Source organism: Bradyrhizobium sp. BRP22 (genome assembly GCF_020194175.1).
Classification (GTDB): domain Bacteria; phylum Pseudomonadota; class Alphaproteobacteria; order Rhizobiales; family Xanthobacteraceae; genus Bradyrhizobium.
Genome location: NZ_JADYVX010000002.1, coordinates 250,573 through 272,296, shown reverse-complemented (window position 1 = coordinate 272,296; position 21,724 = coordinate 250,573). Strand labels below are relative to the sequence as shown.

Sequence of the window (21,724 nt, the reverse complement as noted above, 5' to 3'; positions counted from 1 at the left end):
GGAGTGGACCTGGTGATGTGATGAGAAGCCCATTCGTGAACTTCGCATATTACCTGCTTGTCGTCGGGGCCGGCATGAGCGTGGCACTTCAGCAGGTCCTGAACGCCAAGCTGCGAGCCGAGCTGGACTCTCCGATGTGGGCTGGGTTCGTCAGCTATTTTGTCGGGGTGATTGCGATGCTGGCGGCAATCGCCCTCACCGGAGAGCCGCCGCTGTCGGGCGCCATGGCCGCACGCGCAACTTGGTCCTCATGGACGGGGGGCATCTTCGGGGCGGTCTTCATCGGCATTGCGATCTTGATGGTTCCTCGCCTCGGCGCAGCCATGGTGCTGGCCCTAATCGTCGTCGGCCAGATGCTCGCGTCGCTGGCGTTCGACCACTTCGGCCTTCTGGGGCTGGCGCAGCACCCAGCGACCCCGATCCGGCTGGTCGGCGCGGCGATCCTGGTCCTCGGCGTCGTTTTGATCCGCCTGTAGCCGGCAAGAGCATCGGAGGAGCTGTTCCACCTAGAGCATTTTCGGTTCTGATTGAATCAGAACCGAAGCTCTAGATTCTTGTTTTGACGCGTTTTCTTCACGCGAACCGGTATGCACTTCGCTCGAAAACGCTCTCTAGTGACTTACCGCCGGCCACAGCAGCGACGCGCCCGCCACGAGCATGATGCCATCCATCACCAGGCGGAAGACGTCGGGTTCGAGCCGCAGCACGAAGCGCTTTGCGACGAAGGCGCCCGCCATCAGCGATGAGCCCGCGATCACGCCTTTCAGCCCGACATCAGGCGTCAGCGCGCCGAAGCGTTCGAACGTCACCGACTTGCTCACATAAAGGCCGAGCGAGCTTGCGGCCTCGGTAGCGAGGAATGCGCCTCTGGTGAGGCCATAGAACAGGAACAACGGCACGCTCAAAGGTCCGGTCGAGACCACGATGCCGGTGAGATAGCCGATGATGGCGCCGCCTACAGCGAGATGCCAGAGCTTTGCTTTCAGTTGATGCCGCGCCAGCCAGTGACGTACCGGCACCATCGCAATCAGGAACAGGCCGATCGCGATATCGACGGCGCGAGAGGGCAGCGCCAGCAACGTGCGGGCACCCAGCGCCGCCGCCGGGATGCCGGTGATGGAATAGGCGGCGCAGGCCCGCCAATCGACTTCACGCCACCACGCAAGGATGCGCGAGAAATTCGCCATCACCGCGGCCACCGCCATGATCGGTACCGCTTGCTTCGGCCCGAACTCATAGATCAGCACCGGCATCAGTATGATCGACGATCCCGTGCCGACGATACCCGAAAGGGTGCCGGCGATCAGGCCGACGATAAGGACGAAGAGATAGCTCACGAGTGGCCCTGCCATAGTGTTTCCCCTTATCCTGAAGGAGCGCGTCTTCGCGCGTCTCGAAGGATGAGGCCGCACTGTGGCCTCATGGTTCGAGACGGCGCTTCGCGCCTCCTCACCATGAGGGGAAACAGTGGGGCGCTGCATTGATAGGACCGATTCGCCAGCGATTCCAACGTGATTTGCCCCGTCCAGCCTTGCCGCAAAAAACATTCCGCTTTCGCCGTCGGGCAAATCAGCATTATGACTCCGCGCGTCTCAGCGCGAATGAGGGGCGGGTCGCGATCGTCACGAACGTTGCGGTGAGATGCGGTGGACGTTGGTGTTGCGACGGACGAACGCAACGTCAGCGGACGGCGAAGTCGTGTGGTTCTGGCGCCCCGACGCTGGCGCTAAGTTTTTTGCGCAAACAAAGTTTGCGCGAGAGGCGACGGTGGCAAGAAAGCCCGGTCACCGAGAAGAGCACGAAGTAAGCCGTAAAACCACTGCGCAGGGAAAGCCGGAGTTGCTCCGGTTGACCTGTGGTCCTACCCCCGTGCTTTTTGTTGCACGGGGCCCACGGGTGCGACCGGCACCCGGCTTTCCCTGCGCCCTCACTTCAATGAGAGGGTGGAAAGTGAAGCAAGACTCGGACGCCATGCGCCGCGAGAACGCGAACTCACATCCTCTCCCCACACTCCACCGTCATGCCCCGCGCAGGCGGGGCATCCAGTAACCGGCGGCGTCTCGACTTAAACTCCGTCGCGGCTGGAATACTGGATCGTCCGCCGGAGCCTGTCATCGGGCGGCCGTTCGGCCGACCCGGTGGCGGACGATGACAGCGGAAGGCTGTTTGACAATTGAATCAGAACCCACCCCGCGTCATTGCGAGCGCAGCGAAGCAATCCATTTGCCGCTTGTCGAGACGTGGCTTGCTTCGCTGCGCTCGCAATGACGATCGGAGAGAGCGTACCGCGCATGCGCGTCACCGCAGCACGATCCACGCCGGCGCGTGGTCGCTTGCGCCTTCCTCGCCGCGTATATCGCGGTCGACGCCGGCCTTCGCCAGACGCGGCGCGAGCGTCGGACTGAGCAGCAGATGATCGAGCCTCAAGCCCGCATCGCGTGGCCAGCGGTTGCGCTTGTAGTCCCAGAAGGTGAACATCGGCTGTGCCGGATGCAGCGTGCGGATCGCGTCGCACCAGCCCTGGTCGACGAGCGCCTTGAAGGCGGCGCGGCTCTTCGGCTGGATCAATGCATCCTTGTCCCAGGAGCGCGTCGGATAGATGTCGAGCCCGGTCGGCGCGACGTTGTAGTCGCCGGCGAGCACGACCGGGATATCCTCTTTGAGAAACGTCGCGGCGTGCGCGCGCAATCGCCTGAACCAGGCGAGCTTGTAGTCGAATTTCGGCCCCGGCTGCGGATTGCCGTTCGGCAGATAGAGGCTGGTGACGATGACGCCTTTGACGGCGGCCTCGATATAGCGCGCTTCGTTGTCGTTGCGGTCGCCGGGCAGGGCGGTGCGGATCAACACCGGTTCGGCTTTTCGCGCGAGGATCGCCACCCCGTTCCAGGTCTTCTGTCCGCGCCACACCGCGCCGTAGCCGGCCTTTTCGATGGCGGAAGACGGAAACTCGCTATCGCTCGCCTTCAGTTCCTGCAGGCTGACGACATCGGGCTTTGCCGCGCGCAGCCAGCGCAAGAGGTTCGGCAGGCGGCGGTTGATGTTGTTGATGTTGAAGGTCGCGATCTTCATGCGTCGAGACGACCGCGAGCCATCCTGATCCGATCAGGTCGGCGTATTGCCGGAGTCGGCAGGCGGTGGCGGCGGCTCCTCGGTGGCATCGCCGCCCTTGTAGACGCGCGCGTAGCGCGGGCCGAGGCTGGTCAACACCTCGTAGCCGATGGTGCCGAAATGATGCGCGAGTTCGTCGACCGTGATGCCTTCGCCGATCAGCGTGACCATGTGGCCGCGCCGCACCGCGTTCTTGTCGAGTTCGGTGATGTCGACGGCAATCAGGTCCATGGAGATGCGCCCGGCGATCGGACAGCGCTTGCCGGCGACCACCACCTCGGCGCCGCGCGTGCCGTCGTTCGAGCCTGCCGCGCGGAAATAGCCGTCCGCATAGCCGACCGCGACGATCGCCAGTCGCGTCGGCCGCCGTGCGGTCCAGGTGCCGCCATAGCCGACGGTCTCGCCGCGATCGATGTGGCGGATCTGCACGATGCGGGCCTTGAGATCGACCACCGGCCGCATCGGGTTGTCGGCCTCGGGGGTCGGGTTGACGCCGTAGAGCGCAGCTCCGGGCCGCACCAGGTCGAACTGGAATTGCGGACTCAGGAAAATGCCGGAGGAATTCGCAAGCGAGGCCGGCACGCCGGTGAACAGGCTCGCGATCTCGCGGAACGTCGTGAGCTGCTTCGCATTCATCGGGTTGTTGAGCTGCTCGGCGGCGACGAGATGGCTCATCACCAGCGTGATGCCGTGATCGCCGGCATTGATGCGCGGGATGATGCCCTGCGCCTCGTTGATCGTGAGCCCGAGCCGGTTCATGCCGGTATCGATGTGAACAGCGGCGCCGCCCGACCAGCCGGAGCGTCGGCAGAACACGTCCCATTCGGCGAGTTCGTTGAGGTCGCCGATCACGGGCTGGCAGTCGAACTTGGCATAGCTGTCGCCGGTGTTCTGGAAGAAGCCGCCGAGCGCATAGATGGTGGCGGACGGCACCGCCTCGCGGACGGCGCGCGCCTCTTCGACATTGGCGACGAAGAAGGTCTTGCAGCCGGCGCCGGCCAATGCCCGCGAAACCTGCCCAGCGCCGCAGCCATAGCCATCGGCCTTCACGACAGCGCCGCACTCGGCCGGAACCGCCGTCTTCTCGAGCCGCCGCCAGTTGGCGATGATAGCGTCGAGATCGACGGTCAGGATGCCCGTGGCCGTCGGAGGAACCGCAAGCTGGTTTGCATTGGATACAAGCTGCGAGCCCTGCGGGATCGATTTCGGGTCGGAGGCGATGTTCATGGAGCCGTTTTACGCGGGCGGCAGCAATGGTTCAACCGCGCATCAATAGGACCGATCCGGCAATTGACCATCCTGGACGAGATCGCCGAACCGCGTCACGCTGGCTTCGAAGTGCAGTTCGACGGTGCCGGTCGGGCCGTGGCGCTGCTTGCCGATGATGACTTCGGCCTTGCCGTGCGCGAGGTCCATGTCGAGCTGCCACTTCTCGTATTCCGGTGTGCCCGCGCGCGGTTCCTTGGTGGCGAGGTAGTATTCCTCGCGGTACACGAACAGCACCACGTCGGCGTCCTGTTCGATCGAACCGGATTCACGCAGGTCGGAAAGCTGCGGCCGCTTGTCGTCGCGGTTTTCGACCTGACGCGAGAGCTGCGACAGCGCGATGATAGGAACATTCAATTCCTTCGCCAGTGCCTTCAGGTTGGTCGTGATCTCCGTGATTTCCTGGACGCGGTTGTCGTTGCCGCGCTTGCCCGAGCCCTGCAGGAGCTGGATGTAGTCGATGACGATGAGGTCGAGGCCCTTCTGGCGCTTGAGCCGTCGCGCCCGCGCGGTGAGCTGCGAGATCGACAGGCCGCCGGTTTCGTCGACGTAGAAGGGCAGGGACTGCAGCTCGATCGAGCATTCGCGGATCTTCTCGAAATCCATCTCGGTGATGCCGCCGCGGCGAATGTGGCTCGACGGGATCCCGGTGCGCTCGGCGAGAATACGGGTGGCGAGCTGCTCTCCCGACATTTCGCAGGAGAAGAAGCCGACCGCGCCGCCGTGGACGGCCTTGATGGTGCCGTCGGCCTGCACCTCGCCCTCATAGGCCCTGGCGATGTTGTAGGCGATGTTGGTGGCGAGCGAGGTCTTGCCCATGCCGGGACGGCCGGCGACGATGATGAGGTCCGACGGCTGCAGGCCGCCCATCTTGGCGTCGAGGTCGCGCAGGCCGGTGGAGATGCCCGACAGCTTGCCGTCGCGCTGGAACGCTTTCGCCGCCATGTCGACGGCAACCGTCAGCGCCTGCGCGAAGCGCTGGAAGCCGCCGTCATAGCGGCCGGTCTCGGCGAGCTCATAGAGCTGGCGCTCGGCGTCCTCGATCTGGGCCCGCGGCGCGAAATCCACCGGCGCCTCATAGGCGACGTTGACCATGTCCTCGCCAATCCGGATCAGGTCGCGCCGCAGCGACAGGTCGTAGACCGTCCGGCCGTAGTCCTGGGCGTTGATGATCGTAGTCGCTTCGGCCGCGAGGCGCGCGAGGTATTGGGCGACCGTCATGCCGCCGATATCGGTGTCCGCCGGCAGGAAGGTCTTCAGCGTCACGGGGGTGGCGACCTTGCCCATCCGGATCAGGCTGCCGGCGGTCTCGTAGATCGTCTGGTGGAGCGGCTCGAAGAAGTGCTTCGGCTCAAGGAAGTCCGAGACGCGGTAGAAGGCGTCGTTGTTGACCAGGATCGCGCCCAACAGGCCCTGTTCCGCTTCGATATTGTGCGGTGCGCTGCGATACGCCGGGCTTCCCGGCTCGGGCGCGAGCTTCAGGACGTTCGAATCAGTTGCCATGGACGGGATTATTCTTCGGATTTCGCCGTTATTGGGATTCCCCGAGCAGGGGCGGCGATAAAGCGCCACCGCTGTCCCGGGGGGAAGTGCCCATGCGCCTTATTCACGATTCACACAAGCGAAGTGTGAATCGTGCAGCAAGGGGGCGCGGCGCTTGACGAATTCCGGATTTGCGGAGGCGAGTCGAAAGGAAAGTTTCGGGCAGGCTGAACCTAATTCCGCCTGGACGCACCAACGTCCAAGGGAACGGCGCGTGTTCGGGCCTCTATCTCAGGTGAGGATGAGATAGGTCAGCGCGATCAAAGCGGCGACGATGCCCACGGCGATCAGGGCGTAGTCGGTTTTGAGGTCGCGCGGCGGATCGAACAAGGAATTGTAGGTCTCGTGGGACACGGCGGTGATCTACGCCCAAACCGCCCGCTGCCCTTGTGAACCAGATCACATGCGAATGATTTTTATTACGGCAGGGTAGGCGGGAACGGACCGAAGGGTTTCGGGTTAGTTAATGCGATGAGTCAGCGGTTCCACATCAGGCGATCGGAACAGGACGACCGGCGGTGGCTGTCGATGCTGATCGACGCCATGGAAGAGACCGCGCGTCCGGAAATCCGCAATGTTCCCTGCGACAAGCAGGCGCGCGCCGCCGTCGAGGCGCAGCTTGCGCGCCCGGCCGTGGCTTATCCCTGGTACGGCTCGTTCTTCAGCTTCTTCAACTGAGCTTATTCGCCCGCCAATTGCAGCCGCGGCCGCGCGCGCTGCTCGACGCCGCGCAGCCGGGCCTCTTCCTGGCCGATATAGTCGCGGGTGATCGGCACCACGCCCTGCCGCTTGGTGAGCTGGAGCTGGAAGTTCATCATGTTCTGCTTGCGGAACGACATTTCCGACGCCGCCAGATAGAATTCCCACATCCGCGCGAAGCGTTCGTCATAGAGGCGGACGGCCTCTTCGCGCCGCGCCATGAAGCGTTCGCGCCAGGCCTTCAGGGTCTCGGCATAGTGCAGGCGGAGGATCTCCATGTCGCAGACCAGGAGCCCGGCCTTCTCGATTGCGGGCATGACTTCGGAGAGCGCCGGGATGTAGCCGCCGGGGAAGATGTATTTCTCGATCCAGGGGCTCGTCACATCAGGCCCCGTCGAGCGGCCGATCGAGTGCAGCACCATCACGCCGTCATCGGTCAGCAGTTCGGCGCAGCGGCGGAAATACTTCTCGTAGAAGTCGACGCCGACATGTTCGAACATGCCGACCGAGACGATACGGTCGAACGGCCCCGGGATGTCGCGGTAGTCCTGGAGCAGGAAGCGGGCCGACTGCGAGAGGTTCTTCTCGGCTGCCCGCGCGTTCGAAACCTGGAGCTGCTCGGTGGACAACGTCACGCCGGTGACGTCGGCGCCCGTCATCTCGGCGAGGTAGAGGCCAAGCCCGCCCCAGCCGGAGCCGATATCGAGCACGCGCTGGCCCGGCCGCACCACCAGCTTGGCGGCGAGATGGCGCTTCTTGGCGAGCTGGGCGTCATCCAGCGTCGCATCCGGCGTCTCGAAATAGGCGCAGCTATATTGCTTGTCGGCGTCTAGGAACAGGGAATAGAGCCGGCCGTCGAGGTCATAGTGGTGCGCGACGTTGCGCCTCGACCGGCCGCGCGGATTGAATTGCCAGATATGCCTTCCGAGATAGCGGAGCAGCCATTGCGGCTTGGCCCAGTTCGGCAGCATGTCGGGCTGATCCATCAGGACTGCCAGCGCATCCGCAATCGAGCCATTCTCGACGACGAACGTGCCATCCATGAAGGCTTCGCCGAGATGCAGCTCAGGGTCCAACAGCACCCGCCGCTCGGCGGCTGTCGTCAGGAAGCGCACCGAGACCGGCTGCCCGGTGCCGTCGCCGCAGGTGAACTTCGCCCCGCTTGCGGTCGTCACCGTAAGCGCGCCACGGCGAATGAACTGCTCCAAGAAATAACGCAATAAACGGTCCATCGAGGCACCACAGAGCGACCGGCCGTTACCCCTGACGCGCAGTGGAACAGATGGTTCCATTGTGAGTCAACATCACGATAGGTGTGATCCGGGGGAAGCGCTATTGCGTTGTAGTCAAAGCGGATATTCCCGAATGTGACAATTGCGTGGATGGGTCACAACTGCGCTTCCATTCGCCCGATAATCGGCTAAAAGAAGCCCGCCGCAACCGGGTCGAGCACGGCCGGAGGGCGTTTCCACGATCAGGAGAATGGGGGATGTTGGGCCGAGCGCTCATTTTCGCGACCGTGTTTCTTGTTGTCGCCGGCTTTGCGGCGAACTCCGCGCACGCCCAGCCGACCAATCTGGAGGCCGGCAAGAGCCCCTCGCAGATCTTTGCCGGCACCTGCAGCGCTTGCCACAAATCTCCACGCGGCCTGCTCAAGAGCGTTAGCGCGTCGTCGCTCCCCGGGTTCCTTCGCCAGCACTACACCACCAGCAGCGACATGGCCTCGTTGCTGGCGTCCTACCTCGTTTCCAACGGCGCCACCGATACGCGCTATCAGGGCAAGCAGGAGCAGGCGAAGCACGGCAAGGATGCGAAGCAGCAGGAAGCCGCGCGCCCGGCTGCGCCTGCGGAGCCGGAGCGGCCCAGCCGCAGATTCTTGTTCCCGTGGAGCACGCCCGAGCCGGCACCCGATGCCCAGCAAGCCGCCAAACCTGACGCCGATGGCCTCAATCCACACGGCGAAGGCAAACGGCACCGGCGCAACGCCAAGCGGTCGCCTCAGCCGAGCGAGGCGGCGCCCGACGGAGCCAATCCGGAGCAGGCGAGCGAGCCCAGGCCGGCCGCAAAGCAGAAGCTCGGCAAGCGCGGCAAGCCCAGCGAGGACGCGAAGCCCGAGCCGGCCCGGGAAGAGACGTCGAAGGACGATGCCGCCAAAATCGGCGCCGGCAAGGTCGACGCCGACAAGCCATCCGGAAGCAAGCCTGATTCTGCCAAGCTTGATGCGCCGAAGGAAAATGGCGGCAGCGAGCCGGCACAGTCGCGGTCGGATCCTGTTCCGCCGGTGACGCCCGCGTCTCCCGTGCCTCCAGCCGCCGCTGCGGCTCCGAGCGCGCCGGAACCGTCGGCAAGCCCATCTGCTGCTACTTCGGCGGCTCCTGCGGCTCCGCAGTAACGCGTCTACAAGCCTTCGTCGCGCGCCATACCCGGCACTGCACCGGCCAATCCGCACCGCGACCAGACTTGATCGCTGTTAGAGTATTGCTCTAGAGTGAACCTCTAGAGAGGTGGAGCATGGCGAGCACGGCACGAGAGGACCTGTTGACCGCCGGTCTTGCGGTGTTCGACCGCGACGGGTTCGAGGACGCAACGATTGCGGCGATCCGGACCCAGGCACGAGCCTCCAACGGCAGCTTCTTCCACTTCTTCGGATCAAAGAAGGAGCTTGCCGGCACGCTGTTCCTGGACATCCTGCAGCGCTATCACGCCGCCATGCTCGCAGTGCTCGACAGCTCCTCCGGCGCACGGGAAGGGGTCGCGCGCCTGGTCCGCGAGCATCTCGAATGGGTCGTGACCAACCGGCGCGAAGCCCGCTTCCTGTTCGAGATATCCCGCAGCGAATGGAGCGATGAGCTTCGTGACGCCCAGCGCGCCGTGAACACGCGGCTCGCTGATGGGATCGAGCGCTGGCGGGCGCCGCTGCTTGCGAGCGGAGAGCTGTTGCCGATGTCGCCAATCCTTTTCATCAGCCAGATCATCGGGCCCGCGCAGATCTTCTGCCGCGCGTTTCTGTCCGGCCGCGACCGCAGCGATCCGAGGGAGCAGGCCGATACGCTGATCGCCTGCGCGATCCGCGCCGTCGTCGCTCCCGGCGCAGCAGAGAGAAGCGGAGATATACGATGACCGAGGGTTTGGATCCCGACTTCACGCCGATCGCGACGCGCATCCGCGCCAATGTCGGTCGTCAGGGCTTCATGAATCACGTCGGCGCGGAATTGTCCGAGCTCGCCCGCGGCGCCTGCACGATCGAGGTCGAACGGCGGCCGGAATTATTGCAGCAGCACGGCCTGTTCCACGGCGGCGTCACCGCCTTCCTGGTCGACAATGCAACCACGATCGCGGCCGCGACCACGCGCGGCCAGGCGGCGCTCACCGCCGAATACAAATTGAATCTGTTATCGCCGGCATCCGGCGATCGCCTGATCTGCCGCGCGCGGGTGATTAAGCCGGGGCGGCAGGTCGCCGTCGTCGCAGCCGACGTGTTCTGCGTGATCGACGGCAAAGAGAAGCACACCGCGACCGCGCTCGCTTCGATTGCCATGCTGGATGAGAAGGCGGCGGCCCGAATCGAAAGCCCGGCCTGATCGAGGCCGGGCTTTGTGTTGCCGCTGAGCGTTTTCGAGCGAAGTGGATACCGGTTCGCACAGCAATCAAGCTTGCGCAGATTGCGTAGACTTATCTGCGCAGAAAACGCGTCAAACAGAAGTCCAGAGGCTTATTTCTCCTCGGCGGCCGGCGCCGGCTCCGCCGGCTCCTCGTCGCGCTGCGCTTCCGGATCGAAGAACTCGCCGGCGGCGGCCAGCGCTTCGGCTGCGGCGTCCTGGTCTTCCTGGCGGGTCGAGATGTCCTCGCCGCGCTTGATGCGGTCGGCCTCGTCGGCACTGCGCGCAACGATGACGGTGATGCCGGTCTCGACCTCGGGGTGGACGGCGATTGTCACCTGCTGCTGGCCGATCACCTTGATCGGCGAGTCCAGCCACACCTGCGGCCGGCTGACGATGATGCCGTCGGTCGCCAGCGCGGCGACGATGTCGCGCACCGAGACCGAGCCGAACAGCTGACCGCTTTCGGAGGCCTGCCGAATGATCACGATCTCGCGGCCGTCGATCTTCTCGGCAACCTTGCTGGCTTCGGACTTGGCCTTGAGGTTGTTCGCCTCGAGCTCGGCCTTCATGCCCTCGAACCGGGCGCGGTTATCGGCGGTGGCGCGCAGCGCCTTGCCGCGCTTCAACAGGAAATTCCGCGCGAAGCCGTCGCGTACCTTCACGACCTCGCCCATCTGGCCGAGCTTGGCGACACGTTCCAAAAGAATGACTTCCATATTGCTTCTCCTTCAATCTTGGTTGGGTTGATAGTTTGGGTTCAGGACGCGGGGAGCGGTGGTGGCCTGCGGCGCAGATAGCGCTGGCGCAATCCGAACAGGGCATCGGCTATCCCGAGCACCACCATCGCCATCACCGGCCAGGTGAAGATCACGACGACGGCGTAGGCGCAGCTCAGCCAGAATGCGCGGCTGTTGAGTGATTGCGTCACCGTGTGGAGGACGGCGAAACCGGTGAGTGCGTAGGCCGCCATCAGGGCGGTCGTCGTGACCTGTGCGAGGATAGCCAGCAGGCCGCTGGTGAAACAGAAGGCGATGGCGACGCAGGAGGCCACCAGCGTCATCGGCGGGAGCGCCGTCGCCCGCAAGTCGGGCCATGGACGCCGCAGGCGGCCCGAGGTCGCCGTGATCAGGGCCGCGAGCCAGAGATTGATCGTCAGCGATATCATCGTGACAATCGCCGCAGCGAGGGGCGCGACCGCCACCATCGCGTCGACCACGCGTTCCATTTCGGCGTTCGCCGTCATCGTGCGCGAGTCCAGAACCCGCATCAGGCCGCGCTTCATGGCAGCCGCGATGGTGGCGGCGTCGGTGCCCAGCGTGAGCAGGGCTGCCATGGTGGTGAGCACGGCAAAGCCCGCGACCCAGAGCAGGACGCGGCCAATCGGATACCATTCGAGATTGACGGCCGTCGGTGCAGGCCCGTTGCCCGGGTTCGGGTCGGCGATCGCGCGTCCCAACAGAGCAAGGTGCCCGAGCCACCACGCCGGCAGCGCAACCATGATGACAAAGGTAATGCAATAGGGCAGGCCGAACATCGCGCCGAGACCCAGCGCGGCCGCGATGCCGCCAATACTTGCCGTGAGCGGACCCCAGCCGAGGCCCGCCACCATCAATGGCAGCGGCGCCAGCCAGAACAGCAAGAGCGAGATCAGCGCGCCCGAAACCAACGAGGCGAACATCAGCGCCGACGCGCAGCCGGCTGCAATAGCAATGAACAACGTCGCGATCATCAGCTGTCCCGCTCCTTTCGAGCGGTTAGAGGTCCTGCCTGAGAACCCCAACCATCGGCGACCGGGCGATCCGGAAGCCTTATGAGTAAATGGTCCGCGGCGCGAAAAGTGCCGCGGACTGAAATGATTAGCGAATCACGTAGGGCAAGAGGCCGAGGAAGCGCGCGCGCTTGATGGCGCGGGCGAGTTCACGCTGCTTCTTGGCGGAAACGGCCGTGATGCGGCTCGGCACGATCTTGCCGCGCTCGGAGACGTAGCGCATCAACAGCTTGGAATCCTTGTAGTCGATCTTCGGCGCGTTCGGACCCGTGAATGGGCAGGTCTTGCGGCGACGGAAAAACGGACGGCGTGCACCAGCATCAGCCATGATTCTTACTCCTCTTCCGTCGTGGCTTCTTCGTCACGCGGACGGCGCGGACCACGGTCGCCCCGGAAGCCGCCACCGTCGCGATCGCCACGGAAGCCACCGCCCTCGCGGTCGCCGCGGAAACCGCCGCCACGATCATCGCGCTCGCGGTCACGGTCGGCCTTGCGCATCATCGCCGACGGGCCTTCCTCGAGCTCTTCGACGCGGACGGTGAGATAGCGGATGACGTCTTCGCTGATCCGCTCCTGGCGCTCGATCTCGCTGATCGCGGCCGACGGCGCGTCGATGTTCAACAGCACGAAATGCGCCTTCCGGTTCTTGTTCATCCGGTAGGTGAGGGAGCGTACGCCCCAGCTCTCGGTCTTGGTGACCTTGCCGCCCGCCTGTTCGACGATGCCGGTCATCTGCGCGGTCAATTCGTCGACCTGCTGGCTGCTTGCGTCCTGGCGCGCAAGAAAAACATGCTCATAAAGAGGCATGGATGTCCTTTCCTAAGGTTAGCGCGGTTCCCGGCGACAAGCCCTTCGAGACCTTCGGAAAGGACTCGATGTTGCTCAGAAGGCGGAAGCACGGGACGACGGGCCGACTGGCCCTGCCACATCAAAATCAACGAGTGAGATTGCTGAGACCGTCCGTTCAGCTCCCGGCCGGGGCCCACGGATGGCCGGCTTTATAAGGATTTTGGACGCCTTGGCAAGGTTTTTGGCGGTCGGCGGGATCTGCTTCGGAACCGCCTGTCGAGCCCTTGATTTATTTGTTTGTACAGCATACAAATAACATCGAGGAGAGGCGTCCAATGGCGGCCAGGCCGACTTCCGAACCGTCATCTACGGATCCAAAACATGCCGTTCGCGCCACGCGTGCGGCCGGGCGCAAGATGCGTTCGCTATTGCTCGACGCCGCAAGCCGCCTGTTCAGGGAATACGGGCTTGCCGGCGCCTCGATTACCGATATCGCTGCGGCCGCAGACGCCTTTCCGAGCCAGATCACCTACTACTTCCGCACCAAGGAGGCGCTGTTCGTCGAGGCCGCCTGCCGCGACATGCTCTATGTCGCGCGCGCGGCGGAGGAGGCGGCGCTGCGGGCGGAGACGCCGCGGGACTACACGCATGCACTGGTCGAGACGGTGACGGCGACCGATTCGGTCGCCTTCTTTGCGGAGGCCCTGACCCTGACGCGACGGCGTCAGGATCTCGCGCCGCTCGTGGAGCGCACCATCGAGCGGCTGCACAGTGAGGGCCTGCGCGCCTATGCCGGGCAGATCGAGCGGCATGGCTGGCGCACGCTGCGCGATCCGGCCGCGACCTCGCGGCGGTTCTGGGCGGTCGCGATCGGCGTCATCCTCGAAGGCTACGCGATGGGCCGCTCGGCGGAGGAGTTGTGCGGCGAGATGCTGCGCGTGCTGGGCGAACAGGCGACCGCCATATCCAGCGGCGACAACAAGCGCCTGCGCCTGGTCGGCGATCCCAACACATCCGCTTCCACCTCACGCGACGAGAAGGCTTCATCATGACCGCGCTTCGCATCCGCGCCCGCGACTTCCTGACTGAGGATCAATTGATCGCCGTCCGCCAGCGCTCGACGTGGAAGGGCGTCGCACTGATCGCCCATGCCTGGGCGCTGATATCAGGCGCGATCGCGCTGGTGGCGTGGTGGCCCAATCCGCTGACTTATCTCTTCGCCGTGGCGATCATCGGCTCGCGCCAGCTTGGGCTCGCGATCCTGATGCATGACGGCGCGCACGGATGCCTTTCCGCTGACGAGAAGACCAACCTGACATTGAGCCAATGGTTCTGCGCCTATCCGATCTTTGCGGAGACGCGGGCCTATCGCCGCTATCACCTGCAGCATCACGCGCGGACGCAGCAGGAGGATGATCCTGATCTTGTGCTGTCGGCGCTGTTTCCGATCACCAAGATGAGCTACCGGCGCAAGTTCATTCGCGACATCACCGGCCAGACCGGCTACCAGCAGCGGAAGGCGCAACTGCTCAATGCGCTGGGGCCGAAAGAGTGGCCGTGGCGGCAGCGCGCTGCGCATTTCTGGGAAAAGCTTGGACCGCAATTCGTCGTCAACGGGATCTTGTTTGCGGCGCTTGCGGCTGCCGGTGTGTGGTGGGCTTATCCACTGCTATGGCTGGTCCCGCTGCTCACCTGGATGATGGTGATCACCCGCATCCGCAATATAGCCGAGCACGCCGTTGTTCCCGACAGCCAGGATCCCCTGCGCAATACCCGGACGACGCACGCCAGCTTCCTCGAGCGGCTGTTCATTGCCCCGTATTTCGTGAACTATCACCTCGAGCATCACCTGCTGTTCTATGTCCCGTGCTATAATCTGCCACGGGTTCACCGCATTCTCAGCGAAAGCCGTCACGCCGGCCACATGGAGGTGCAGCCGGGCTATCTGGCGGTGCTGAAACTGGCGACCGCGAAGCCGGACCAAGAGGATCGGCCGGGGCAATTGGTGAGCAGCGCACGCCGGGCCAGGGCCGGGGCAGAAGTGGGCGCGGACCAGAGGGCCGGCGGGTTCTAGGGGAAAGTCCCCGTTCCAATACCGCAACGCGGCTTGACATCTGAGCCCCGGACAGTGTCTTACGCGCCCGTCCAGAGCATGATCCGGGGAGCGGAAACCGGCTTCCCCGCAGATCGTGCCCAAACACGTTGGGAGCGCCGATGACGGCAGCATTCACTTTTCCGGGGCAGGGGTCGCAGGCAGTCGGCATGGGCAAGGCCCTCGCTGATGCCTTTCCGGTGGCCCGGGCGGTGTTCGACGAGGTCGACGCCGCGCTGGGAGAGAAGCTGACCGCGACCATCTGGGAGGGGCCGGCCGAGACCCTGCAGCTCACCGAGAATGCGCAGCCGGCGCTGATGGCGGTCTCGATCGCGACGCTGCGGGTGCTGGAGGCCGAGGCCGGCTTTTCGGTCGGGCGCGATGCGGCCTATGTCGCGGGCCATTCGCTCGGCGAGTATTCCGCGCTGGCAGCCGCCGGCAGCCTCAGCGTCAGCGATACCGCGCGCCTGCTGCGCACCCGTGGCCTCGCGATGCAAAAGGCGGTGCCGGTCGGCGCCGGCGCCATGGCAGCGCTGCTCGGCCTCGACTACGACGCGGCGATGGCGGTTGCCAACGAAGCGGCCCAAGGCGAAGTATGCCAGGCCGCCAATGACAATGGTGGCGGACAGGTTGTGGTTTCCGGCGACAAGGCCGCCGTCGATCGTGCGGTCGAGATCGCCAAGGGCAAGGGCGCCAAGCGTGCGATGCTGTTGCCGGTGTCGGCTCCCTTCCATTGCAAGTTGATGCAGCCGGCCGCCGACGCCATGGCCGAGGCGTTATCGGGCGTCACCATCAAGGCGCCGGCCGCGCCGCTGGTCTCGAACGTGCTGGCGAGCGCCATCACCGATCCCGACGAGATCCGCCGCCGGCTGATCGAACAGGTGACCGGCACGGTGCGCTGGCGCGAGTCGGTCGCCTATATGGCAAGCAAGGGCGTCACGCGCTTCCTCGAGATCGGCGCCGGCAAGGTCCTGACCGGTCTGGTCAAGCGCATCGCCGATGGCGCGGTCGGGATTTCCGTCAGTGGGCCTGGCGATATCGCCGCTGCCAAGGATGCATTGGCCGCTTCGGCCTGAAGCATGATCGGGAAAAGAGGCACCGTTCCGCCGGGAAAGATCGCGCTCTGAGAGCGCCGAGAGGAGATATTGATGTTTGCTCTGACGGGTAGGAACGCGCTGGTCACCGGCGCGACCGGCGGCATCGGCAACGCGATCGCCCAGGCGCTGCACGCGCAGGGCGCGACCGTGGCGATCTCGGGCACGCGGCGCGAGGTGCTGGATGCGTTTGCGGCGAAGCTCGGCGAGCGTGTTCACGTCCTGCCATGCAATCTCTCCAACACTGCCGAGGTCGAGGCACTGGTGCCCGCGGCGGAAACCGCGATGGGGCAGGTCGACATCCTCGTCGCCAACGCCGGCATCACGCGCGACAATCTGTTCGTGCAGTTGCGCGACGAGGATTGGGACGAGGTGATCGCGATCAACCTCACCGCGACGTTCCGCCTCGCGCGCGCCGCCACCAAATTGATGATGCGCAAGCGCTTCGGCCGCATCATCGCGCTCACCTCGATCGTCGGCGTCACCGGCAATCCGGGCCAGGCCAACTACACCGCGTCGAAGGCCGGTATCATCGGCCTGATCAAGACGCTGGGTGCCGAATATGCCAAGCGCGGCGTGACCGCCAACTGCATTGCGCCGGGCTTCATCAAGACGCCGATGACTGACGCGCTGAACGACAAGCAGCGCGAGGCCATCCTGGCAAAGGTTCCTGCGGCGCGACTCGGAACGCCCGAAGACATCGCCGCCGCGGCCGTCTATCTCGCTTCCAACGAGGCCGCCTACGTGACCGGACAGACGATTCACGTCAATGGCGGAATGGCCATGTTTTGAGCGGGTTACCGGAGCGCTTTTGCGTGGCGGAATGCCGTACCCGGGGCCGGTCAGGGCTTGTAGTCAAGGTGAGGGAATTATGATAACCGAACCAGCCGCGGATGGGCAAAGAACGCCATTGCAGGATTTTGAAACCCTGTATATTGGCGTGGCGACGCCTGCCGTTCGCCGGGACTTAATCGGCCACGACCGCCGAAACAAGACTATGCGCGACAGCTTAGGGAAACTAAACGACCACGATGGCTCGTATCGTCTTGGGGTCGGGTCCAATGGAACAAGCACGAGGGTGAACGATGAGTGAGATTGGCGAGCGGGTAAAGAAGATTGTGGTCGAGCATCTTGGCGTTGAGCCCGAGAAGGTGGTCGACAGCGCAAGTTTCATCGACGACCTCGGCGCTGACAGTCTCGACACCGTCGAGCTCGTGATGGCATTTGAAGAAGAATTTGGTTGCGAGATTCCCGACGACGCCGCGGAAACGATCCTGACGGTCGGCGACGCGACGAAGTTTCTCGAGAAGAACGCGAAAAGCTGACGCCCTTCGCGGTGCCGACGAAGCCGGACGGACCGTTATCAGGCGGTCCCCCGGTTTCTTGTTATTCACCGCGCATTTCGGGACGGAGTTCTGGACATGAGACGTGTTGTCGTCACCGGGCTGGGCATGGTTACACCACTCGGCTGTGGCGTCGATACGAGCTGGGCACGAATCCTCGAGGGCCGCAGCGGGGCGCGCAGGATCGAGACCTTCGACGTCTCCGACCTGCCGAGCCAGGTTGCCTGCGTCGTGCCGCGTGGCGATGGCAGCGAGGGCACCTTCAATCCCGATCAATGGATGGAGCCGAAGGACCAGCGCAAGGTCGATGATTTCATCATCTTCGCGATGTGCGCGGCGAAGCAGGCGCTCGACGATGCAAGCTGGCATCCGGAGAGCGAAGAGGACAAGTGCGCGACCGGCACTCTGATCGGCTCCGGCATCGGCGGCCTCTCCGGTATCGCCGACACGGCGGTGCTGCTCAAGGAGCGTGGTCCGCGAAAGGTGTCGCCGTTCTTCATTCCCGGCCGGCTGATCAATCTGGCATCCGGTTATGTCTCGATCGAGCACGGTCTGAAGGGGCCGAATCATTCGGTCGTCACCGCCTGCTCGACGGGCGCGCATGCGATCGGCGACGCAGCGCGGCTGGTGGCGCTGGGAGATGCCGAGGTGATGGTGGCGGGCGGTGCGGAGTCGCCGATCTGCCGCATCGGCATGGCCGGCTTTTGCGCGGCACGCGCACTGTCCACAGGCTTCAATGAGGCGCCGATCAAGGCGTCGCGGCCCTACGACAAGGACCGCGACGGCTTCGTGATGGGCGAGGGCGCCGGCATCGTGGTGCTCGAGGAATACGAGCACGCGAAAAAGCGCGGGGCGAAGATCTATGCGGAAGTCGTAGGCTACGGACTCTCGGGCGACGCCTACCACATCACCTCGCCTTCGCCGGATGGCGACGGCGGTTTCCGCAGCATGTCGGCGGCGTTGAAGCGCGCCGGCATGACGCCGTCCGATATCGATTACATCAATGCCCATGGCACCTCGACGCTGGTCGGCGACGAGATCGAACTCGGCGCGGTCGAGCGGCTGCTCGGCAATGCGGCGTCGAAAGTGTCGATGTCGTCGACGAAGTCGTCGACCGGGCATCTGCTCGGCGCCGCCGGCGCGATCGAGGCAATCTTCAGCATCCTGGCCATTCGCGACAATGTCGCTCCACCGACGATCAATCTCGACAATCCGTCGATGGAGACGGCAATCGATCTCGTGCCGCACACGCCGCGCAAGCGCGAGATCAATGTGGCGTTGTCCAACTCCTTCGGCTTCGGAGGCACTAACGCTTCCGTGATCCTGCAGCGTGTTATCAACTAGCCGGCGGGTTGGAGCCAGTTCACTGTTTTGCCGCAATCGCCGATGACTTCTAGGCGCGGGCGCGTACTCGTATAGTATCGATTATATTGGCAGGACTTTAGATTTGTCAGGCCACGATTAAACCGGCAAGATTCAGGTCGAATCGATGAGTGAGAGGCCGCCCATTTCACCGCGAAGTCCGCGCGCCGCGCTGGAGCCTGAACAGGTGCCACCGCCGCCGAAACGGTCGGACCGTGCCCGCAATCCATTCGTCGTGGTCGGCAACGCCATCATCACCTTCCTGATCATCGTGATGATCGGCGCCGGTGCCGCCTACTACTACGGAAAGCAGACCCTGGAAGCGGCGGGGCCGCTGCAGGAGGACAAGATCGTCAATATTCCGCAGCGGGCCGGCAAGCGCGATATTGCCGACATCCTGCAGCGTGAGGGCGTGATCGACGTCAATCCGTGGGTCTTCATCGGCAGCGTCTTTGCGATGAAGGCGAGTTCCGATCTCAAGCCCGGAGAATATTCGTTCCAGAAGAGCGCGAGCCTGCGCGAGGTCATCGGCACCATCGTCGAAGGCAAGGTGGTGCAGCATGCCGTTACCATTCCCGAGGGGCTGACCTCCGAGCAGATCGTGGCGCGGCTCTCGGACAACGACATCTTCACGGGTTCGGTACGCGAGATACCGCGCGAGGGCACGCTGTTGCCGGAGACGTACAAGTTCCCGCGCGGCACCACGCGCGAGCAGGTGATCCAGCGCATGCAGCAGACCCAGAAACGCGTGCTTGCGGAAATCTGGGAACGGCGCAATCCGGATATTCCGGTCAAGACGCCGGAGCAACTCGTGACGCTGGCGTCAATCGTCGAGAAGGAAACCGGGAGGGCCGATGAGCGTAGCCGAGTTTCGGCGGTGTTCGTCAATCGTCTCCGGCAGAAGATCAAGCTGCAATCCGACCCGACCATCATCTACGGACTGGTCGGCGGCAAGGGAACGCTGGGGCGGCCGATCAAGCGCAGCGAGATCACCCAGCCGTCGCCGTACAACACCTACGTCATCGACGGCCTGCCGCCGGGCCCGATCGCCAATCCCGGCCGCGCTTCACTGGAAGCCGCAGCCAATCCGGCGCGCACCCGCGACCTCTTCTTCGTAGCCGACGGCACCGGCGGGCATGCCTTCACCGAGACCTACGATCAGCACCAAAAGAACGTGGTGAAGCTGCGTTCGATCGAAAAGCAGATCCAGAACGACACGGTCGAGCCGGCGGACGATCCGCCTCCGCCCGCCGCCGGTGCGCCGGGCGACACCAATCCGACTGCAACCACGACGCCCAAGCCGCCGGCCAACTCGAAAAAACCGGCGCGGCCGGCCCGGCAGGGCGCGGCGCAGTCGACCACATCGCCGCCGGTGGTCGAGCGCTAGGGTCGGGCGAGAATCACCGGCGCGAACGTAATTCCACTTTCAGCTAAATCGGCTTAAGGTCGCGCGCGTTCCAGCGAGTCTCATACCTCTTGCCAGAAAGTCCTATGCGATGGCCCTATCGAGCATGACCGGTTTTGCCCGAAGCCATGGCACGAGCGGTCCGTACACCTTCGAGTGGGAACTGAAGTCGGTCAATGCCAAGGGCTTTGACCTGCGGCTGCGGCTGCCGCCGGGTTGGGACGAACTCGAGGCGGTGGTGAAGAAGCGCGCGGGCGAGGTGCTGTCGCGCGGAACCGTGTATGCCAATCTCAATATCAAGCGCACCGGCGCCGTGTCCGCGGTGCGCATCAACGAAGACGTGCTGGCCTCGATCGTAAAGGTCGCGGGCACGCTGGCGCAGAAGATCGACGCGGTGGCGCCGAGCATCGACGGATTGCTCGGTATCAAGGGCGTGATCGAGGTGGTCGAGCCGGAAAGCGACGAGGCCGAGGACAAGGCGGCACGAGAGGCGGCCGCGGTCGCCTTCGAGCAGGCGCTTACCCATCTGGTCGAGATGCGCCGCCGCGAGGGCACTGCGCTCGGTCAGGTGCTGATCCAGCGGATGGACGAGATCGAACAACTCGCCAGGAAGGCGGAAGCGGCGCCGGGCCGCAAGCCGGAGGCGATCCGCGCACGGCTGGCCGAACAGGTCGCGGCGCTGCTCGAAACCTCCGATCGATTCGATGCGGATCGGCTGAACCAGGAAGCGATCTTGATCGCGACCAAGGCCGATATCCGCGAGGAACTCGACCGCATCGCCTCCCACATCGCGCAGGCGCGCGAGATGATCGGCAAGGGCGGCCCGATCGGACGCCGGCTCGATTTCCTGGCGCAGGAGTTCAATCGCGAGGTCAACACCTGCTGCTCGAAGTCGAACGATATCGAGCTCACCAATACCGGGCTCGAGATGAAGAACGTGGTCGAACAGTTCCGCGAGCAGGTGCAGAATCTGGAGTGAGGCATGACGGTGGCCCAGGGAGAGGCCCACGGGTTTGACGGGGTCGAACGGCGCGGGCTGATGTTCGTGCTGTCGTCGCCATCAGGCGCCGGCAAGACCACGCTGTCGCGGTTGTTGATCGAGCGGATGCCTAGCCTGAAAATGTCGGTGTCGGCGACGACGCGGCCGATGCGGCCGGGCGAGATCGAGGGCCAGGACTACTTCTTCGTCGACAAGACGACATTCGAGACGATGGTCGAGCAGGGCGAACTGCTCGAATGGGCGACCGTGTTCGACAACCGCTATGGCACGCCGCGCCGGCCGGTCGAGGCCGCGCTATCGGCGGGACAGGACGTGCTGTTCGACATCGACTGGCAGGGCACTCAGCAACTGCGCGAGAAGGCGCGCGCCGACGTGGTCAGCGTCTTCATCCTGCCGCCGTCGGCGGCCGATCTCGAGAAGCGCCTGCATACTCGCGCACAGGATTCCGCGGAGGTGATCCGCGGCCGGATGAATCGCGCCACCCATGAGCTCAGCCACTGGGCCGAGTACGACTACATCGTCATCAACCAGGACGTCGATCACGCCTTCGCCGAAGTGCAGTCGATCCTGAAAGCCGAGCGGCTGAAGCGCGAGCGCCGCACCGGCCTGACCGAGTTCGTGCGCAACCTGCAGCGCCAGCTCGAGAAGTGAAAT

The 21,724-nt window shown here is 64.4% G+C and carries 24 protein-coding genes; 14 read left to right on the top strand and 10 right to left on the bottom strand.

Annotated elements, in window-relative coordinates; translation table 11 throughout:
- Positions 1-35: 35 nt before the first annotated feature.
- Positions 36-476 (top strand): DMT family transporter, encoded by a 441-nt coding sequence (locus I6F35_RS03735; protein ID WP_225116289.1) that lies wholly within the window; start codon positions 36-38, stop codon positions 474-476.
- Between the two features lie 135 nt (positions 477-611).
- Here the strand turns inward: I6F35_RS03735 and I6F35_RS03730 are convergent, their stop codons facing one another.
- From I6F35_RS03730 to I6F35_RS40105, 5 genes are all read right to left on the bottom strand, one after another.
- Positions 612-1,337, bottom strand: coding sequence for a sulfite exporter TauE/SafE family protein (locus tag I6F35_RS03730; RefSeq protein WP_225116464.1), 726 nt, complete (start codon positions 1,335-1,337; stop codon positions 612-614).
- A 961-nt stretch (positions 1,338-2,298) separates the two neighbouring features.
- Positions 2,299-3,069: an exodeoxyribonuclease III gene (locus I6F35_RS03725; protein WP_225116288.1), complete on the bottom strand. Its 771-nt coding sequence runs from the start codon at positions 3,067-3,069 to the stop codon at positions 2,299-2,301.
- Between the two features lie 33 nt (positions 3,070-3,102).
- Positions 3,103-4,329, bottom strand: a complete 1,227-nt coding sequence (gene alr, locus I6F35_RS03720; RefSeq protein WP_225116463.1) for an alanine racemase — start codon at positions 4,327-4,329, stop codon at positions 3,103-3,105.
- Positions 4,330-4,377: 48 nt separating this feature from the next.
- Positions 4,378-5,877, bottom strand: coding sequence for a replicative DNA helicase (locus tag I6F35_RS03715; RefSeq protein ID WP_225116287.1), 1,500 nt, complete (start codon positions 5,875-5,877; stop codon positions 4,378-4,380).
- 270 nt (positions 5,878-6,147) lie between these two features.
- Complete coding sequence (locus I6F35_RS40105; RefSeq protein WP_275945435.1) at positions 6,148-6,270, bottom strand: hypothetical protein; 123 nt, start codon at positions 6,268-6,270, stop codon at positions 6,148-6,150.
- A gap of 117 nt (positions 6,271-6,387) precedes the next feature.
- Between I6F35_RS40105 and I6F35_RS03710 the strand changes: the two genes are divergently transcribed.
- Positions 6,388-6,594 (top strand): hypothetical protein, encoded by a 207-nt coding sequence (locus tag I6F35_RS03710; protein WP_225116286.1) that lies wholly within the window; start codon positions 6,388-6,390, stop codon positions 6,592-6,594.
- A gap of 2 nt (positions 6,595-6,596) precedes the next feature.
- On the opposite strand, the gene I6F35_RS03705 is transcribed toward I6F35_RS03710, so the two are convergent.
- Positions 6,597-7,847, bottom strand: a complete 1,251-nt coding sequence (locus I6F35_RS03705) for a cyclopropane-fatty-acyl-phospholipid synthase family protein (protein ID WP_225116285.1) — start codon at positions 7,845-7,847, stop codon at positions 6,597-6,599.
- 257 nt (positions 7,848-8,104) lie between these two features.
- Between I6F35_RS03705 and I6F35_RS03700 the strand changes: the two genes are divergently transcribed.
- The 3 genes from I6F35_RS03700 to I6F35_RS03690 all read left to right on the top strand — a co-directional run bounded on the left by I6F35_RS03700 (position 8,105) and on the right by I6F35_RS03690 (position 10,196).
- Positions 8,105-9,007 (top strand): hypothetical protein, encoded by a 903-nt coding sequence (locus I6F35_RS03700; protein WP_225116284.1) that lies wholly within the window; start codon positions 8,105-8,107, stop codon positions 9,005-9,007.
- A 119-nt stretch (positions 9,008-9,126) separates the two neighbouring features.
- Positions 9,127-9,735 carry a TetR/AcrR family transcriptional regulator gene (locus I6F35_RS03695; RefSeq protein ID WP_225116283.1) on the top strand — a complete coding sequence of 203 codons (609 nt, stop codon included), beginning with the start codon at positions 9,127-9,129 and terminating at the stop codon, positions 9,733-9,735.
- Positions 9,732-10,196, top strand: coding sequence for a PaaI family thioesterase (locus tag I6F35_RS03690; RefSeq protein ID WP_225116282.1), 465 nt, complete (start codon positions 9,732-9,734; stop codon positions 10,194-10,196). Before I6F35_RS03695 ends, I6F35_RS03690 begins: the two co-directional genes overlap by 4 nt.
- A 131-nt stretch (positions 10,197-10,327) precedes the next feature.
- Here the strand turns inward: I6F35_RS03690 and rplI are convergent, their stop codons facing one another.
- The 4 genes from rplI to rpsF all read right to left on the bottom strand — a co-directional run bounded on the left by rplI (position 10,328) and on the right by rpsF (position 12,792).
- Positions 10,328-10,933, bottom strand: a complete 606-nt coding sequence (rplI, locus tag I6F35_RS03685) for a 50S ribosomal protein L9 (RefSeq protein WP_225116281.1) — start codon at positions 10,931-10,933, stop codon at positions 10,328-10,330.
- Between the two features lie 41 nt (positions 10,934-10,974).
- Complete coding sequence (locus tag I6F35_RS03680; RefSeq protein ID WP_225116280.1) at positions 10,975-11,946, bottom strand: DUF2232 domain-containing protein; 972 nt, start codon at positions 11,944-11,946, stop codon at positions 10,975-10,977.
- 127 nt (positions 11,947-12,073) lie between these two features.
- Positions 12,074-12,313 (bottom strand): 30S ribosomal protein S18, encoded by a 240-nt coding sequence (gene rpsR / locus I6F35_RS03675; RefSeq protein WP_054163395.1) that lies wholly within the window; start codon positions 12,311-12,313, stop codon positions 12,074-12,076.
- A 5-nt stretch (positions 12,314-12,318) separates the two neighbouring features.
- Positions 12,319-12,792 carry a 30S ribosomal protein S6 gene (gene rpsF / locus I6F35_RS03670; protein WP_225116279.1) on the bottom strand — a complete coding sequence of 158 codons (474 nt, stop codon included), beginning with the start codon at positions 12,790-12,792 and terminating at the stop codon, positions 12,319-12,321.
- 317 nt (positions 12,793-13,109) lie between these two features.
- Between rpsF and I6F35_RS03665 the strand changes: the two genes are divergently transcribed.
- The 9 genes from I6F35_RS03665 (at position 13,110) to gmk (ending at position 21,721) form a co-directional block, all read left to right on the top strand.
- The gene (locus I6F35_RS03665; RefSeq protein WP_225116278.1) at positions 13,110-13,826 is read left to right on the top strand and encodes a TetR/AcrR family transcriptional regulator C-terminal domain-containing protein; all 717 of its coding nucleotides are present in this window, start codon (positions 13,110-13,112) and stop codon (positions 13,824-13,826) included.
- Positions 13,823-14,848 (top strand): fatty acid desaturase family protein, encoded by a 1,026-nt coding sequence (locus I6F35_RS03660; protein ID WP_225116277.1) that lies wholly within the window; start codon positions 13,823-13,825, stop codon positions 14,846-14,848. Before I6F35_RS03665 ends, I6F35_RS03660 begins: the two co-directional genes overlap by 4 nt.
- Before the next feature lie 140 nt (positions 14,849-14,988).
- Positions 14,989-15,942: an ACP S-malonyltransferase gene (gene fabD / locus I6F35_RS03655; RefSeq protein WP_225116276.1), complete on the top strand. Its 954-nt coding sequence runs from the start codon at positions 14,989-14,991 to the stop codon at positions 15,940-15,942.
- 72 nt (positions 15,943-16,014) lie between these two features.
- The gene (gene fabG, locus I6F35_RS03650) at positions 16,015-16,752 is read left to right on the top strand and encodes a 3-oxoacyl-[acyl-carrier-protein] reductase (RefSeq protein WP_225116275.1); all 738 of its coding nucleotides are present in this window, start codon (positions 16,015-16,017) and stop codon (positions 16,750-16,752) included.
- Between the two features lie 293 nt (positions 16,753-17,045).
- Positions 17,046-17,285, top strand: a complete 240-nt coding sequence (locus I6F35_RS03645) for an acyl carrier protein (RefSeq protein ID WP_002716125.1) — start codon at positions 17,046-17,048, stop codon at positions 17,283-17,285.
- Between the two features lie 96 nt (positions 17,286-17,381).
- Positions 17,382-18,647 (top strand): beta-ketoacyl-ACP synthase II, encoded by a 1,266-nt coding sequence (gene fabF, locus I6F35_RS03640; RefSeq protein WP_225116274.1) that lies wholly within the window; start codon positions 17,382-17,384, stop codon positions 18,645-18,647.
- Between the two features lie 145 nt (positions 18,648-18,792).
- Entirely contained in the window at positions 18,793-20,052 is a 1,260-nt protein-coding gene (mltG, locus tag I6F35_RS03635; protein ID WP_225116273.1) for an endolytic transglycosylase MltG, read from the top strand.
- Positions 20,053-20,161: 109 nt separating this feature from the next.
- A complete protein-coding gene (locus I6F35_RS03630; protein WP_225116272.1) occupies positions 20,162-21,049 on the top strand; it encodes a YicC/YloC family endoribonuclease in 888 nt (295 codons plus the stop codon).
- Positions 21,050-21,052: 3 nt separating this feature from the next.
- Positions 21,053-21,721, top strand: coding sequence for a guanylate kinase (gene gmk, locus I6F35_RS03625; protein ID WP_225116271.1), 669 nt, complete (start codon positions 21,053-21,055; stop codon positions 21,719-21,721).
- Positions 21,722-21,724: the final 3 nt, after the last annotated feature.

Excerpts from the sequence above, each read along its gene's own strand:
- I6F35_RS03725 (WP_225116288.1), bottom strand. The coding sequence starts at position 3,069 with ATGAAGATCGCGACCTTCAACATCAACAACATCAACCGCCGCCTGCCG.
- I6F35_RS03715 (WP_225116287.1), bottom strand. The coding sequence starts at position 5,877 with ATGGCAACTGATTCGAACGTCCTGAAGCTCGCGCCCGAGCCGGGAAGC.
- I6F35_RS03710 (WP_225116286.1), top strand. The coding sequence starts at position 6,388 with ATGAGTCAGCGGTTCCACATCAGGCGATCGGAACAGGACGACCGGCGG.
- I6F35_RS03705 (WP_225116285.1), bottom strand. The coding sequence starts at position 7,847 with ATGGACCGTTTATTGCGTTATTTCTTGGAGCAGTTCATTCGCCGTGGC.
- I6F35_RS03700 (WP_225116284.1), top strand. The coding sequence starts at position 8,105 with ATGTTGGGCCGAGCGCTCATTTTCGCGACCGTGTTTCTTGTTGTCGCC.
- I6F35_RS03695 (WP_225116283.1), top strand. The coding sequence starts at position 9,127 with ATGGCGAGCACGGCACGAGAGGACCTGTTGACCGCCGGTCTTGCGGTG.
- I6F35_RS03690 (WP_225116282.1), top strand. The coding sequence starts at position 9,732 with ATGACCGAGGGTTTGGATCCCGACTTCACGCCGATCGCGACGCGCATC.
- rplI (WP_225116281.1), bottom strand. The coding sequence starts at position 10,933 with ATGGAAGTCATTCTTTTGGAACGTGTCGCCAAGCTCGGCCAGATGGGC.
- I6F35_RS03680 (WP_225116280.1), bottom strand. The coding sequence starts at position 11,946 with ATGATCGCGACGTTGTTCATTGCTATTGCAGCCGGCTGCGCGTCGGCG.
- rpsR (WP_054163395.1), bottom strand. The coding sequence starts at position 12,313 with ATGGCTGATGCTGGTGCACGCCGTCCGTTTTTCCGTCGCCGCAAGACC.
- rpsF (WP_225116279.1), bottom strand. The coding sequence starts at position 12,792 with ATGCCTCTTTATGAGCATGTTTTTCTTGCGCGCCAGGACGCAAGCAGC.
- I6F35_RS03665 (WP_225116278.1), top strand. The coding sequence starts at position 13,110 with ATGGCGGCCAGGCCGACTTCCGAACCGTCATCTACGGATCCAAAACAT.
- I6F35_RS03660 (WP_225116277.1), top strand. The coding sequence starts at position 13,823 with ATGACCGCGCTTCGCATCCGCGCCCGCGACTTCCTGACTGAGGATCAA.
- fabD (WP_225116276.1), top strand. The coding sequence starts at position 14,989 with ATGACGGCAGCATTCACTTTTCCGGGGCAGGGGTCGCAGGCAGTCGGC.
- fabG (WP_225116275.1), top strand. The coding sequence starts at position 16,015 with ATGTTTGCTCTGACGGGTAGGAACGCGCTGGTCACCGGCGCGACCGGC.
- I6F35_RS03645 (WP_002716125.1), top strand. The coding sequence starts at position 17,046 with ATGAGTGAGATTGGCGAGCGGGTAAAGAAGATTGTGGTCGAGCATCTT.
- fabF (WP_225116274.1), top strand. The coding sequence starts at position 17,382 with ATGAGACGTGTTGTCGTCACCGGGCTGGGCATGGTTACACCACTCGGC.
- mltG (WP_225116273.1), top strand. The coding sequence starts at position 18,793 with ATGAGTGAGAGGCCGCCCATTTCACCGCGAAGTCCGCGCGCCGCGCTG.
- I6F35_RS03630 (WP_225116272.1), top strand. The coding sequence starts at position 20,162 with ATGGCCCTATCGAGCATGACCGGTTTTGCCCGAAGCCATGGCACGAGC.
- gmk (WP_225116271.1), top strand. The coding sequence starts at position 21,053 with ATGACGGTGGCCCAGGGAGAGGCCCACGGGTTTGACGGGGTCGAACGG.